General features: G+C 49.0%; 14 protein-coding genes and 1 pseudogene. 14 read left to right on the forward strand and 1 reads right to left on the reverse strand.

The window, feature by feature from the left end:
* The first annotated feature begins 31 nt into the window (after positions 1-31).
* From V7723_RS17425 to V7723_RS17475, 11 genes are all read left to right on the forward strand, one after another.
* A complete protein-coding gene (locus tag V7723_RS17425; protein WP_335685774.1) occupies positions 32-961 on the forward strand; it encodes a branched-chain amino acid ABC transporter permease in 930 nt (309 codons plus the stop codon).
* Entirely contained in the window at positions 958-1,950 is a 993-nt protein-coding gene (locus V7723_RS17430; RefSeq protein WP_335685775.1) for a branched-chain amino acid ABC transporter permease, read from the forward strand. The genes V7723_RS17425 and V7723_RS17430 overlap by 4 nt, the downstream gene beginning before the upstream one ends.
* Positions 1,947-2,696 (forward strand): ABC transporter ATP-binding protein, encoded by a 750-nt coding sequence (locus V7723_RS17435; RefSeq protein ID WP_335685776.1) that lies wholly within the window; start codon positions 1,947-1,949, stop codon positions 2,694-2,696. Before V7723_RS17430 ends, V7723_RS17435 begins: the two co-directional genes overlap by 4 nt.
* Positions 2,697-2,698: 2 nt before the next feature.
* On the forward strand, positions 2,699-3,400 hold the full coding sequence (locus tag V7723_RS17440; protein WP_335685777.1) for an ABC transporter ATP-binding protein: 702 nt from the start codon (positions 2,699-2,701) through the stop codon (positions 3,398-3,400).
* A 111-nt stretch (positions 3,401-3,511) separates the two neighbouring features.
* Entirely contained in the window at positions 3,512-4,552 is a 1,041-nt protein-coding gene (locus V7723_RS17445) for a GGDEF domain-containing protein (RefSeq protein ID WP_335685778.1), read from the forward strand.
* 166 nt (positions 4,553-4,718) lie between these two features.
* A complete protein-coding gene (locus V7723_RS17450; protein WP_335685779.1) occupies positions 4,719-5,504 on the forward strand; it encodes an enoyl-CoA hydratase-related protein in 786 nt (261 codons plus the stop codon).
* A gap of 1 nt (position 5,505) precedes the next feature.
* Entirely contained in the window at positions 5,506-5,970 is a 465-nt protein-coding gene (paaI, locus tag V7723_RS17455) for a hydroxyphenylacetyl-CoA thioesterase PaaI (RefSeq protein WP_335685780.1), read from the forward strand.
* A complete protein-coding gene (gene pcaF / locus V7723_RS17460; protein WP_335685781.1) occupies positions 5,967-7,169 on the forward strand; it encodes a 3-oxoadipyl-CoA thiolase in 1,203 nt (400 codons plus the stop codon). The genes paaI and pcaF overlap by 4 nt, the downstream gene beginning before the upstream one ends.
* Before the next feature lie 28 nt (positions 7,170-7,197).
* Complete coding sequence (paaK, locus tag V7723_RS17465) at positions 7,198-8,496, forward strand: phenylacetate--CoA ligase PaaK (RefSeq protein WP_335685782.1); 1,299 nt, start codon at positions 7,198-7,200, stop codon at positions 8,494-8,496.
* A gap of 21 nt (positions 8,497-8,517) precedes the next feature.
* Positions 8,518-9,216, forward strand: coding sequence for a DUF2461 domain-containing protein (locus V7723_RS17470; protein ID WP_335685783.1), 699 nt, complete (start codon positions 8,518-8,520; stop codon positions 9,214-9,216).
* A gap of 102 nt (positions 9,217-9,318) precedes the next feature.
* A complete protein-coding gene (locus tag V7723_RS17475; RefSeq protein WP_335685784.1) occupies positions 9,319-9,543 on the forward strand; it encodes a hypothetical protein in 225 nt (74 codons plus the stop codon).
* Positions 9,544-9,594: 51 nt separating this feature from the next.
* Here V7723_RS17475 and V7723_RS17480 read toward each other — a convergent pair whose 3' ends face one another.
* Positions 9,595-10,644, reverse strand: a complete 1,050-nt coding sequence (locus tag V7723_RS17480; RefSeq protein WP_335685785.1) for an alcohol dehydrogenase — start codon at positions 10,642-10,644, stop codon at positions 9,595-9,597.
* Positions 10,645-10,833: 189 nt separating this feature from the next.
* Here V7723_RS17480 and V7723_RS17485 point away from each other — a divergent pair, with 189 nt between their 5' ends.
* From V7723_RS17485 to V7723_RS17495, 3 genes and pseudogenes are all read left to right on the forward strand, one after another.
* The gene (locus tag V7723_RS17485; RefSeq protein WP_335685786.1) at positions 10,834-11,742 is read left to right on the forward strand and encodes a LysR family transcriptional regulator; all 909 of its coding nucleotides are present in this window, start codon (positions 10,834-10,836) and stop codon (positions 11,740-11,742) included.
* Between the two features lie 268 nt (positions 11,743-12,010).
* Complete coding sequence (locus V7723_RS17490; RefSeq protein ID WP_335685787.1) at positions 12,011-12,844, forward strand: putative hydro-lyase; 834 nt, start codon at positions 12,011-12,013, stop codon at positions 12,842-12,844.
* Positions 12,845-12,884: 40 nt separating this feature from the next.
* Positions 12,885-13,302, forward strand: a pseudogene (locus V7723_RS17495) (TRAP transporter substrate-binding protein); the annotation flags it as partial.

Below are 13,302 nucleotides of genomic sequence, written 5' to 3' on the forward strand. Positions count from 1 at the left end.
TATCTTTACACCCTTCTTTTAAGGTCCCCCCATGAACTGGTTGCTTTTGCTGGAACAAGTATTGAACGGGTTCCAACTCGGCATATTGTTGTTTCTGCTCGCGGCAGGCTTGACGCTTGTCTTCGGGATCATGGATCTGGTCAATCTGGCCCATGGGTCCCTCTACATGATGGGAGCCTATTTTTGTGCCACCTTTACCGGCTGGACAGACTCCTTTTTGTTGGGGGCGCTTTTAGCCATCCCGGCGACCTTTATTCTTGGGGTGCTCGTCGAAGTCATCGCCCTTCGAAATTTATATGCCCGCGATCATCTTGACCAAGTTCTGGCGACTTTTGGCCTGATCCTGTTTTTTAACGAATTGGTCCGCCTCATCTGGGGACCCATCGGCCTCGACATACCGCTACCTGACTTCCTGAATTCCACAGTAGAGGTTATTCCCGGTGTGCCCTACCCGACTTACCGCGTTGCCATTATTCTGGTTGGTTTCCTCGTCGCCGGACTGCTGTATGTCATCGTTTCCAAAACCCGCATGGGCATGCTGATCCGCGCCGGCGCCAGCAACCGGGAAATGATTGGCGCGCTCGGAATTAATATCAAACTGCTCTTTACCCTTGTTTTCGGTTTAGGGGCTGCGTTAGCGGCCCTCGCAGGGTTAATGGCTGGACCGATCCTTTCCGTGGAGATCGGTATGGGGGATGGTATTCTCATCCTGACCCTTGTTGTCATTGTCATTGGCGGCATCGGGTCCATCAAGGGAGCGTTTATTGCGGCCATCATTGTCGGGCTGATCGATACGGTTGGGCGGTCCTTCTTGCCGGAAATCCTGAAACTGATGGTTGCCGAAGATAGCGCTGCTACGGCAGCACCAGCCATTTCCTCCATGCTCATATACATCCTGATGGCGCTTGTGCTGGCGATCAGACCGCAAGGCCTGTTCCCGCCGAAGGGAGTTGGTCGGTGAGCATTTCCCCGCGCTTCCTGATTAACAGCGCCCTGATCCTTTTCCTGGCACTGGTGCCTTTCATCGCCGAAATGTTTGATGACGCCTTCTATGTGGGCCTGACCACCCGTATTCTCATTTTGGCCATTGCCGCCCTCAGCCTCAACCTGCTGATCGGCTATGGCGGCATGGTGAGCTTTGGTCATGCGGCCTACATCGGTGTCGGTGCCTATATGGTCGGCATCGGGGCCTTTCATGCTTTTGAAGACGGCGTCGATTGGATGCTGAACGGCTATGTGCAACTGTTTGGCGCGCTTTTTGGATCTGCGGTTATTGCGCTTGTCATCGGGGCGATCAGCCTTCGGACCCGTGGTGTATATTTTATCATGATCACCATGGCCTTTTCCCAGATGCTGTATTTCACAGCTGTGGGTGTGGAGACTTATGGCGCCGATGATGGTCTCAGCATTTATTCGCGCAGCGATATGATGGGGCTGATCGATCTGAGTAATGAAAACAGCCTGTATTACCTGGTTTTCTTCTCCTTGCTTATTCTTCTCTATCTCATGCATCGGATAGTTCAGTCGCAATTTGGCGCGGTGATCCGTGGCAGCAAATCCAATGAAGCCCGGATGCGGTCCATTGGATTTTCGCCGTATAAATATCGTCTGGTGGCTTTCGTTATTGCCGGCACCATGGCCGGCTATGCCGGATTTCTAATGGCCAACCTCAATGATTTTGTCAGTCCCGACATGATGCATTGGACGCGATCCGGTGATTTGATCATCATGATCGTGCTGGGCGGTATTGGCAATTTGTTCGGCCCGCTTTACGGCGCTGTTGCTTTTCTTATGCTCGAAGAGCTGCTGTCCTCCATCCCTCTGACAGTCGGCGGATTGCGGGTCGGTGAATATTGGCAATTGATCTTCGGACCGCTCCTTATCGTTATTGTTCTGTATGCTCGCAATGGCATCGATAGCTTCTTGCCCGGAAAAGATAAGCGCTCATGAGTATAGATCTTCTCATTGTCGACAATTTGGTCAAACGCTATGGCGGCTTGCTGGCAACAGATAGTTTGTCTCTGACCGTTCGCCAGGGTGAGCTGCACGCCATCATCGGTCCCAATGGGGCTGGTAAGACAACTCTGATCAAGCAACTGACCGGAGAAATCCTGTCGGACACCGGGTCCGTGTCTTTTGATGGCCGACAAATTCGGCGGATGTCTGAACCGGCTCGCTCCCGTCTGGGATTGGCCCGATCCTTTCAGATTACGTCGTTGTTCCAGAATTTCTCGGTCCTTGAAAATATTATGCTCGCCGTACAGGCCCATAGTGGTCATTCCTTTCGCTTCTGGCGCCCGGCCAACGAGACGGCGTCGCTTATCGAGCCTGCCCTTGAAACCCTTCGTCAGATGGGACTGGAAAACAAGAAAGATACTCTTGTCTCCTCTCTCAGCCATGGTGAGCAGCGCCAGCTTGAAATTGCCGTGGCGCTCGCGACCAATCCAAAAATGCTGCTGCTCGATGAGCCTATGGCCGGCATGTCAGTGGAAGACAGCGCCAATCTCGTCACGATACTGAAGACCCTTAAAGAGCATTATTCAATTTTATTGATCGAGCATGATATGGACGCCGTTTTCAGTCTCGCCGACCGCATTACTGTTCTGGTATATGGCAAGGCCATCGCCACCGGCACGCCCGAGGAAATACGTGGCAACGCAGAAGTTCGCCACGCCTATCTCGGCGAGGAGGCCTGATCATGCTTGAAGTCAATTCCATAAATACCTTCTATGGCCAAAGTCAGGTGCTGTTCGGCATGTCGCTCAAAATAGCCGCCGGTGAAGTTATCACCTTGATGGGGCGCAACGGCATGGGCAAAACCACCACGGTACGCTCGATTATGGGATTGACCCCGGCCCAATCCGGCGAGATCTTGTTTAAATCTGTGAATATTACCACGCAGCCTTCCTACAAAATTGCCAGGCTTGGCGTCGGTCTGGTTCCCGAAGGACGCATGATCTCCCCTAATCTCGACGTCCTGGAAAATCTAGTGGCAACGGCTTATGCTGGCCCCAATGGGAACGGTAGCTGGAGCCTTGAGCGCGTCCTCGGACTATTTCCCCGACTGCGGGAGCGTAAAACCAGCATGGGCAATCAGCTGTCAGGCGGCGAACAGCAGATGCTGGCCATCGCTCGCGCCTTGATGACCAACCCAGACTTACTCATCCTCGATGAAGCGACGGAGGGATTGGCCCCACTGATCCGTGAAGAAATCTGGGCATGCCTCACCGGATTGAAGCAAGAGGGCCAATCAATTCTGGTGATCGACAAAAACGTCCTGGCGCTTAGCAAATTCGCGGATCGCCACTATATCATGGAAAAAGGGCAAGTTGTCTGGGAGGGCAGTTCAACCTCATTAATTGAAGATAAAGAGATCAAATACAAGTATTTGGGGCTATAAAGATAATTAACGGTTATTTTTTAACATATTAGTAATCAATTCATGGTTATGTTTCGCATTAGATTGTCATAATTTAATCAAATTTTTACCGTTTTAGGAAGCAAGCGTCCGATGCAAAGCGACTCCTATAAAACAACCGAAGCCAACGCCGCCAAAACCATGGCGTTGCTGAAGGATCAAAATATTCGCCAATTGCCCAAGAATTATACTATTTGGTATGAATATCTGACGGAATCAAATCCCGACCTAGTGCGTCGTGTCAACGAGCTTATGGAATCGGATGGAAAATTCACTGATAAAATCGCCAGCGAAATTTATAGCGATTTCTTCACTTTCGAAAAAGAAAGCAAAGCCATTCAGGAAACCAATCGTATCGTCCAGAAATCGATGGACACAGTGATGGTGAACCTAAACGCGACAACTGGTGATTTTGCCAAATATGGTGAACAGCTTTCCGACTTCGCAACCAAAGCAGACGGCCTCAGCGTTACAGAGCTGCAAGATGTTATTGGTGAGATTGTCAGCCAGACCACCACCATGTCCGACAATGCGAAAAACCTGAATAATAGTCTGGATAGTGCGTCGCAGGAAATTTCCGACTTACGCAAGCTATTGGATGAAGTACAAAAGGAAGCGCTAACCGATGGTTTAACGGGTATCGCGAACCGGAAAAGCTTTGACGCGGCTCTCGTGAAAGCAACAGCCATGTCCATGGAAACGAATACCCCCACCTGTCTGGTTCTTTCCGATATTGATCATTTCAAGATATTCAACGATACCCACGGACATCCCTTTGGCGATTTGGTTTTAAAATTGGTCGCGAAAACATTGACCGGCGGCGTTGGCAGAACAGCCACGGCAGCCCGTTATGGCGGCGAAGAATTCGGCATTATCCTGCCCAACACCGAACTGGATGAAGCTGTAGACATTGCCAACGACTTGCGCACCGCTGTCTCTTCGAAGAAACTGATCAAGCGGTCAACAGGCGAAAATGTCGGGAAAATTACCATGTCATTCGGCGTCGCACTTTATACCCCTCGCGAAGATGCCATGACATATATCAATCGTGCAGATGAAGCCCTTTATGCCGCAAAGAATGCTGGCCGAAATCAGGTAAAACATTTACAGGGCACTTTGGCCCGCGCGAGCTGACTTCTAAATTCCTCACACTCAAAGCGGTTGTCCTCGACAGCCGCTTTTTTTTGCCAATAATATTTTTACTCGGCATCTTGGTCATATCTAGGTAATCTTCCCTTTATCATTTTTCCAAAACCGGCTAATGATACACTTAAGTAAAAAAAACGAGGAAATCTGTACTATGTCTTATTCGACCATTTTACTGGATATTCAAGATGGCGTCGCAAAACTTACTCTTAATCGTCCTGAAAAATTAAACAGTTTCAGTGCCTTAATGCACAGAGAATTGAAGGACATTCGGCCCGAGTTGGAAAGCGATAACGTCCGTTGCATTCTAATAACTGGCGCCGGTCGAGCATTTGGTGCGGGTGCTGATCTTTCGGATGAAGGGGATGCCGAAAACCCTCGCCTCGCTGCAGGGGAAGCTTTGGAAAAACAATATAATCCATTGATCCTTTTCCTGCGTGAGTTGGACAAGCCGGTTATCGCCGCCGTAAACGGCATCGCCGCTGGGGCGAGCATGAGCCTCGCACTTGCAAGCGATATTGTTCTCGCCGCCCACTCAGCCTATTTCCTACAAGCATTTTGCCATATTGGCCTTATTCCCGATGCCGGAAGCACTTATTTTCTGCCACGATTGGTGGGTTCAGGCAAAGCCATGGGGCTAGCCATGCTCGGCGACAAGATTTCTGCTGAGGATGCAGAAAAAATGGGGCTCATTTGGAAAGTATACGAAGATGACGAGCTGATGGAGGCGGCGGAGAGTCTGGCAAAACGCATGGCATTCGGTCCAACAAAAGGCTATGCCCTGATCAAACAAGCAATGAATGCCAGCCTTGGCAATGACCTTAAAACCCAATTGGATGTGGAACGGGATTTTCAGCAAATAGCCCATCACACGGAAGATTTTCAAGAAGGTGTCGCCGCCTTCATGGAAAAACGGCCCGCAATATTCAAAGGCCGTTAAGATGGCGGATAATGAAAGCCTAACGCCTGAATACGTCGCCAAAACAGTGGCGGAAACCATGTACCGAAAAGATACAGCCGCGCAACATCTTGGCATTGCCCTAAAGGACATTGGTCCGGGCCGCGCAGTCATGACAATGCGCGTTACGGGATCCATGTTGAACGGGCATAATATCTGTCATGGCGGTTTCGTCTTCACCCTTGCGGATACTGCTTTCGCCTATGCTTGTAATGCGTATAATCAAAATGCAGTAGCTCAATCGGCGCAAATAAATTTTCTGAAAGCGGTATCTCCGGATTCGCTTTTAACCGCAACGGCAGAAGAACAATCAAGAACCGGCCGAACGGGCTTATATGACATTACTGTTACTAATGAACAGGGCATCGTTGTCGCTCTTTTCCGCGGTAACTCCCACACTATCAAGGGACAAATGATCCCCGGTCTCACAGCGAAAGAAGAAAAATGAAAAAGGCTTATATTTGTGATGCGACAAGAACACCGATTGGCCGCTACGGCGGATCCTTGTCAGCTGTCCGGCCAGATGACCTCGGCGCAATTCCTATCAAGGCTCTGATGGAGAGAAATCCATCTGTTGATTGGGAGAAAGTTGACGATGTGATTTTTGGCAATGCCAATCAAGCCGGAGAAGACAATCGGAATGTTGCGCGCATGAGCTCATTGTTGGCGGGATTACCCGAAACAGTATCCGGTGCGACCATTAATCGCCTGTGCGGATCCGGTATGGACGCCACGGCAACAATTGCGCGGCAAATCATGACCGGTGAAGCCGAACTAGGAATTTCCGGCGGCGTGGAAAGCATGAGCCGAGCTCCTTTTGTCATGGGTAAGGCAACGGCAGCATTTTCGCGCAATGCGGAAGTTTATGATACGACCATCGGTTGGCGTTTCGTGAATAAAAAAATGCATGAAGGTTTTGGAACTGATTCAATGCCTGAAACCGCTGAAAATGTCGCAGAAGATTACCAAATTCGCCGGGAAGACCAGGATCTATTTGCCCTGCGTAGCCAGGAAAAAGCATCCGCAGCTCAAGAAAACGGTACATTAGCCGAAGAAATTACACCCGTTCATATCCCGCAACGTAAGGGGGATCCAATTGTTGTTGATCGTGACGAACATCCGCGAGCAACAAGTATTGAAAAATTGGCGGCGTTAAAGGCGCCCTTCCGCGCGGGAGGATCCGTGACCGCTGGAAATGCCTCCGGTGTCAATGACGGTGCCTGCGCCATTCTTTTGGCGTCAGAGGAGGCCATGGAAAAATATGGCCTGACTGCAAAAGCACGGGTACTTGGAGCGGCGACAGCCGGTGTCCCTCCTCGGATTATGGGGATGGGTCCTGCTCCAGCCAGCAAAAAACTTCTCGACCGTCTAGGCCTCAGTATCGACGAAATGGATGTTATTGAACTGAATGAGGCTTTTGCAGCCCAGGGTCTCGCCGTGATGCGGGAACTCGGATTGAAAGATGATGATCCCAGGGTCAATCCATTGGGCGGTGCCATTGCTCTGGGCCATCCGCTGGGAATGTCGGGCGCGCGCCTGATCACGACTGCCATGTATCAACTTCAACGATCAGGTGGCCGTTATGCTCTTTGCACAATGTGTATCGGTGTTGGTCAGGGTATCGCTACTGTCATCGAGCGGGTTTGAACACCAATAAAAACTAAATGAGGGAATGATGCGTCTAAAACCACCGTCACATGCGGACCTGGATCCAATTGAGATTGCTAGTCGCGATGAGATATCGGCCTTACAAGTTGAGCGTTTGAAAAATAGCCTTGCACATAGTTATGCAAATGTGCCGCTTTTCAAAGACAGGTTTGATGCCGCCGGCGTCCATCCAGATGATTTTCACTCCCTTGACGATCTCGCGAAGTTCCCGTTTTGTAAGAAACAGGACCTTCGCGACAACTATCCTTTTGGAATGGTTGCTGTCCCAAAATCAGACGTCGTCCGCTTTCACGCGTCTTCCGGGACAACAGGACGCGCAACCGTCGTTGCCTATACACAGCGGGATATCGATACCTGGGCAGATCTGGGGGCGCGATCCATACGAGCATGCGGGGGAACGAGAGACCACACCGTCCATGTGACATATGGATACGGTCTCTTTACAGGCGGCCTGGGCGCGCATTATGGAGCAGAACGTCTCGGCTGTGCCGTTGTACCTATGTCAGGGGGACAAACAGAGCGTCAGGTTCAGGTGATCAACGACTTCGGTGCCGATATTATTATGGTAACGCCATCTTACATGCTGGCCATAGCCGAAGAATACGAACGTCAAGGCCTTGATCCCAGAAAAAGCCCGCTAAAGGCTGGTATCTTCGGGGCGGAGCCCTGGACGAATGCCATGCGGGATCAAATTGAGGAACGCTTTGATATCGACGCTTTGGATATTTATGGATTATCTGAAGTTATGGGCCCAGGTGTCGCGGTCGAATGCCTTGAATCAAAAGATGGGCCTGTAATCTGGGAAGATCATTTTTATCCAGAAATCATTGATCCCGATACTGGTGCAATTTTACCCGACGGAGAGAGGGGTGAGCTCGTTTTCACCTCTTTGACCAAAGAGGCTTTTCCCGTTATTCGTTATCGGACGGGGGATTTATCACGGCTGTTGCCTGGAACATCCCGATCCATGCGCCGCATGGAAAAAATAACCGGCCGCACAGATGATATGCTGATAATTCGTGGGGTTAATCTGTTTCCTTCGCAAGTGGAAGAGCTGGTTGTCCAGACAAACGGGCTTTCGGCTCACTACATCTTGGAAGTCCGGCGTGAAGGCGCCCTTGATTCCCTGACAGTTCGTGTGGAGCGGGAATTATCTGCCACACCCGATGCCAGCACCGCAAAAGAACTTCAACACCGCATAAAAGGCGTGCTCGGTGTGAGTGCCGCGATTGACGTCTGCGAACCCGGCTCCGTCGACAGATCGCTTGGCAAAGCAAAACGAGTATTGGATCTTCGCAAACTATAATAAGGGTTAGAATACTTCATTATGTCCACGCAGTTTTCAGGATTCCCCAAAGACCTTATGGTTTTTTATTCAGAGCTCATTGAGAATAACAATCGCCCCTGGTTCGCCGAAAACAAACAGCGGTTCAAGGATGTCGTGGTTTACCCGATGAGCGACTTTATCGAAGCTATGGCGCCTCGTTTGGAAGCCATAGCCCCTATGTATATTGCGGATCCAAGACCAAATGGTGGCTCGATGTTTCGCATTTATCGTGACGTACGATTCTCGCGGGATCCACGACCTTACAAAGAGCATTGTGCCTGTCAGTTTCGGCATCAGGCCGGCCGGGATGCGCACGCACCGGGGTTTTATGTGCATATTGCCCCCGATGGCGTCAGAATTGGTGGCGGAGTCTATATGCCGCCTGCCCCGGTTTTAGCGGAAATTCGACGCAATATTCACGAGCAAAGCACCAAATGGAATGCGATCACAAAAGATCCCGAATTTATTTCTACCTTTACAAGTGTGGATGGCGATGGCTTGAAGCGTGCGCCCAAAGGATATGACATCGATCATCCTGATATTGTCGATTTACGCAGAAAAACCTTTTTTGTGATGAAACCCCTGACGTCATCAAAGAGCATCACGACGCCCGGTTTTATTGATGAAGTCGACGATGCTTTTCAAAAAGCTGTGCCTTTTATGCGCTTTTTGACAAATGCCGTGGACTTGCCTTTCTAATTTTTGATCTTCTTTAATAAGATTCTTAACCCGCTGTTAAGACGAATTTTCTAAGCTTCTTCCTAGCAACCGAATTTTACGGTCACTGCAAGGAAGCGTGCCATGATGAATGTTATTGAACTTCACCCGGAAACAACGGTGGATCTCTATAGTACCGCCCATAATCTGATTTTGCATCAGGGCGAGCATGCCGTTGATCTATTGCGCGGCGAAGCTCAAAATTTGCGCGATACAAACCGGGCCGAAGAAGATCTATACGCTTGTGTGGAATTATTGCGAGTCGTCAACGAGCTGATCGACATGGAGATGGCTGGCCCCATCCATTAAATTAAAAAAGGCGGCTAATGCCGCCTTTTCATTGCAGCTTTCGTAGTGTGTTCAGCTTTGTAGCACGACACGGCCAACAATTTTTCCAGCCCTTAAATCTTCCAGCGTCGCATTCGCTTCCGCCATGGGGCGAGGTGTAATTGCCAGCTCACTCAATTTGCCGGCTTTAGCCAAATCCATCAATTCGCGCATTTCTGATAAGCTGCCCACATAACTTCCCTCGACCGACATCGCCTTGATCGGAAACATCGGGATCGGCATGGAAAAACTCCCGCCGAATAAACCAACAATTACAAGCTTACCGCCTTTGGCCAGAACCTTAGCACCAAAGGCCGCACTGCTTTCTGCACCAACAAAATCAATGGTGGCATTCACACCGCCGCCTGTCATGCCCATAAAGCTTTTAAAGGTTGCCGGATCGGACGGATCAATTGCCGCGACCGCACCGGCATCCAGGCCGGCCTGGCGTTTTTCAGGATCGATGTCAGCTACATAGATCTCCGCATTGGTCACAGATTTGGCAATTGCCATGGCGGCAAGCCCGACGCCACCCGCACCAATAACCAGCAATTTGCCACCATCTGTCCGTGATTTGACCTTTTTAAGGGCACCATACGCTGTCAAACCAGAACAAGTGTACGTGCAGGCAAGATCTTTCGATAAATCACCGTAATCCAAAAGATACTTGGAATTTGGAACCACTAGCGTATCCGAATAGCCGCCATTTACGTTAATACCGAGCGCGCGCGGACGGTTACATAAATGTTCATTGCCAGATGCGCAAATATTACATTGATCGCAGCCAATCCAAGGGAAAACTACGCGCTTGTCGCCAACGGCTACGTCTTTAACATTCTCGCCGACTGCGGTAACAGTTCCAACAATCTCGTGACCCAATGTGAACGGTAATTCTCGCCCAGCCTTAATATCCAGCTGTTTCCCATGCCCCAGATCAAAATGACCTTCCCACATATGGATGTCGCTGTGACAGACGCCGCATGCTGTCACATTGACAAGAACCTCATCTCCAGATGCTGTTGGATTCTCTCCAGTATTTTCAACGAGGGGGGCGCCATATTCTTCAAATTGGTAGCTTTTCATACTTGTTTCCTTGTTTTTCTTATCTGCTGTCGAGCATAATCAATGTAAGAGGCCTGCGAAAGAGCTAGTTTATACTTGAGCATCATTTTCTGTTCGGGCGCTTGCGAACATAATATTGCGGACTATTTACAATAGATTTCATAAGATATATTTTCCGATACATCTCAATTCCAATAGGAATAAATTATCGTGCAAGATAATCTCAGTTTAGTACAACTTCAAACCTTCTTATGGGTGACCTCCCTACGCAGTTTTCGTAAAACAGCGGAGAAAATGAATGCCACCCAACCTGCTATTTCATCGCGTATAGCAAAACTCGAAGAAATTTTGGGTGTACGACTGTTTGAACGGGAAACCGGGCAAATACGTCTCACAGCAAAAGGCCTGGAACTCCTGCCCTACGCTGAGAAAATGCTCCGTACATCGGCTCTTTTACGAGACCGTATTGGTGATACAACGGCGATTTCTGGAATTCTACGCCTTGGCGTATCCGAGACCATCGTTCATACTTGGCTGCCGCAGTTTATCTCCGGCCTTCATAGCAAATTTCCGGATATAGATGTTGAAATCATGGTGGATGCAACGATCAACTTGCGACGTGAGTTGATGGAACGTTCACTGGATTTCGCTTTTTTGATGGGCCCGGTGTCGGAGTTCCATATCGAAAACCATGACTTAATGGATTTCTCTTTGATTTGGGCAGCTTCACCAGAGCTCGAAATTCCCACTGAACAGCAATTGTCGCTCGCCGAACTGGCAAAATACCCGTTTTTGACGTACGCCCGGAATACACGCCCTTATGCGGAAATCACACGCCAACTGCGACAATCAACAGAACTACCGACCCGGATTTTTCCATCAAGCTCACTTGCCGCTATTTTAAGAATGACGCTTGACGGTATTGGTATTGCGACGCTCCCCAAGGCCATGATTAGGCGAGAACTTGAAACCGGCTTACTCCAGGAAATTAAATCTGACTGGGTCCCCTCTGCTCTAAAATTCACGGCCTCTTACCCAACGGATCCGTATAATCCCATCACTGAAAAAGTAGTGAGTCTGGCGTTGGAAATTACCCAAAACTACCAAAAACAAGAGTAAACTCGAAGTAATATTGGTAATAAACGGCGTAAAATTCAAATTTGACCTCTCATGCATATTATTTGAGAAGGTATGTAATACTTTGAAATTAAATATATTTTATAGAAAAATATATTCAAATGAAATTTCCCATAAAATTAATTTATCGGAACATCTAAAATTTAAGAATTAGAATTTACTTCCTCAATATGGAATAACATTTCCAACGCACACGCTGAGATTTTTCGAAATTGATTTTCAGCATGACGAATTGGGGATCGCAAATAACATGACCAAGAATGAAACTGCTGTGTTCTTTCAGCAATTGAAAAATTGCTCCCCGGGCGAAATTCGTTCAGCGATTCGACGGGGCGATTATTCCGGACAAACGTCTGGCCTCGGCCTAGGGTATTTGCAGGGCAACGTTGCAATCGTGCCGTCAGAATATGCTCTCGATTTCTTTCGATTTTGCCAGCGAAATCCAAAGCCCTGTCCTTTAGTAGGCGTTACCGATGGCAGTAGTTCCCTCCTCCGTGATCTGGGAAAAGATGTCGATATAAGAAGTGATGTACCTGCCTACAATATCTACCGCAACGGCGATCTCGTCGAGACCAAAGAGGACATCAGTGATATCTGGACAGATGATTTGGTGGCTTTCGTTCTCGGTTGCTCGTTCTCCTTTGAAGAAGCGTTAATATCAGAAGGCATTCCCATACGGCACATGGACGAGAACAAGACAGTTCCTATGTATCGTACAAATATTGCAACAACCGCTGCGGGACCTTTTACCGGCCCTCTCGTCGTCTCCATGCGGCCTATGTCACAGACAAACGCCATTCGGGCCATAAATATTACGTCCCGCTTCCCCCAAGCTCATGGATCGCCGGTTCACATCGGAGATCCGGCCACAATCGGGATCTCCGATATCAACTCACCAGATTGGGGAGACGCAACTGAAATCAAGGCAGGAGAAGTGCCCGTCTTTTGGGCCTGCGGTGTCACGCCGCAAGCGGTTATCCGATCCGCCAAATTGCCGATCTTCATTTCACATGCACCGGGGCACATGTTGATCTCGGACATAAAAAGCTGGGATACCACCCGGCTGCAAGAACCAAAACTCTAACCAACCAACTAAAACTTTAATCCTAACAGGGAGAAACACGATGAAATCATTTATAAAACTAGGCTCTGCTGCCGCCTTGATAGCTGCAGTCAGCTTTATCGGATTGCCGGCCCAGGCCGATGATCCAATCGTTATTAAAGGCGTCGGTACATGGGGCAGCCTGACCAATTATCAGAAGCACGAAGGTCCTTTCTGGAACGAAAAAATAGCTGTTGCATCAAATGGTATGATTACCGGTGATATCAAACCGCAAACAGAGCTCGGTCTAAAGGGCTTTGAAATCATGCGTCTTTTAAAGTTAGGTGTTTATGACTATGCCTACGGACTGCCGGGTTATGTTGCCGCAGAAAATCCTGTTTTTGAAGGTGCTGATTTATCTTCTGTTACTCAGGATATCGCGACACAACGGAAAGTCGCCGAAGCCTATTTTCCAATTTTGGAAAAAGCTGTTACTGAAA

It is taken from the genome of Sneathiella sp. (assembly GCF_036960985.1).
Classification (GTDB): domain Bacteria; phylum Pseudomonadota; class Alphaproteobacteria; order Sneathiellales; family Sneathiellaceae; genus Sneathiella.

What these genes read in the sequence shown, in the direction of transcription:
- paaK (WP_335685782.1), top strand. Translation starts at nt 7,198, where the DNA reads ATGCGTCTAAAACCACCGTCACATGCGGACCTGGATCCAATTGAGATT.
- V7723_RS17470 (WP_335685783.1), top strand. Translation starts at nt 8,518, where the DNA reads ATGTCCACGCAGTTTTCAGGATTCCCCAAAGACCTTATGGTTTTTTAT.
- V7723_RS17490 (WP_335685787.1), top strand. Translation starts at nt 12,011, where the DNA reads ATGACCAAGAATGAAACTGCTGTGTTCTTTCAGCAATTGAAAAATTGC.
- V7723_RS17480 (WP_335685785.1), bottom strand. Translation starts at nt 10,644, where the DNA reads ATGAAAAGCTACCAATTTGAAGAATATGGCGCCCCCCTCGTTGAAAAT.
- paaI (WP_335685780.1), top strand. Translation starts at nt 5,506, where the DNA reads ATGGCGGATAATGAAAGCCTAACGCCTGAATACGTCGCCAAAACAGTG.
- V7723_RS17425 (WP_335685774.1), top strand. Translation starts at nt 32, where the DNA reads ATGAACTGGTTGCTTTTGCTGGAACAAGTATTGAACGGGTTCCAACTC.
- V7723_RS17435 (WP_335685776.1), top strand. Translation starts at nt 1,947, where the DNA reads ATGAGTATAGATCTTCTCATTGTCGACAATTTGGTCAAACGCTATGGC.
- V7723_RS17450 (WP_335685779.1), top strand. Translation starts at nt 4,719, where the DNA reads ATGTCTTATTCGACCATTTTACTGGATATTCAAGATGGCGTCGCAAAA.
- V7723_RS17440 (WP_335685777.1), top strand. Translation starts at nt 2,699, where the DNA reads ATGCTTGAAGTCAATTCCATAAATACCTTCTATGGCCAAAGTCAGGTG.
- pcaF (WP_335685781.1), top strand. Translation starts at nt 5,967, where the DNA reads ATGAAAAAGGCTTATATTTGTGATGCGACAAGAACACCGATTGGCCGC.
- V7723_RS17475 (WP_335685784.1), top strand. Translation starts at nt 9,319, where the DNA reads ATGATGAATGTTATTGAACTTCACCCGGAAACAACGGTGGATCTCTAT.
- V7723_RS17445 (WP_335685778.1), top strand. Translation starts at nt 3,512, where the DNA reads ATGCAAAGCGACTCCTATAAAACAACCGAAGCCAACGCCGCCAAAACC.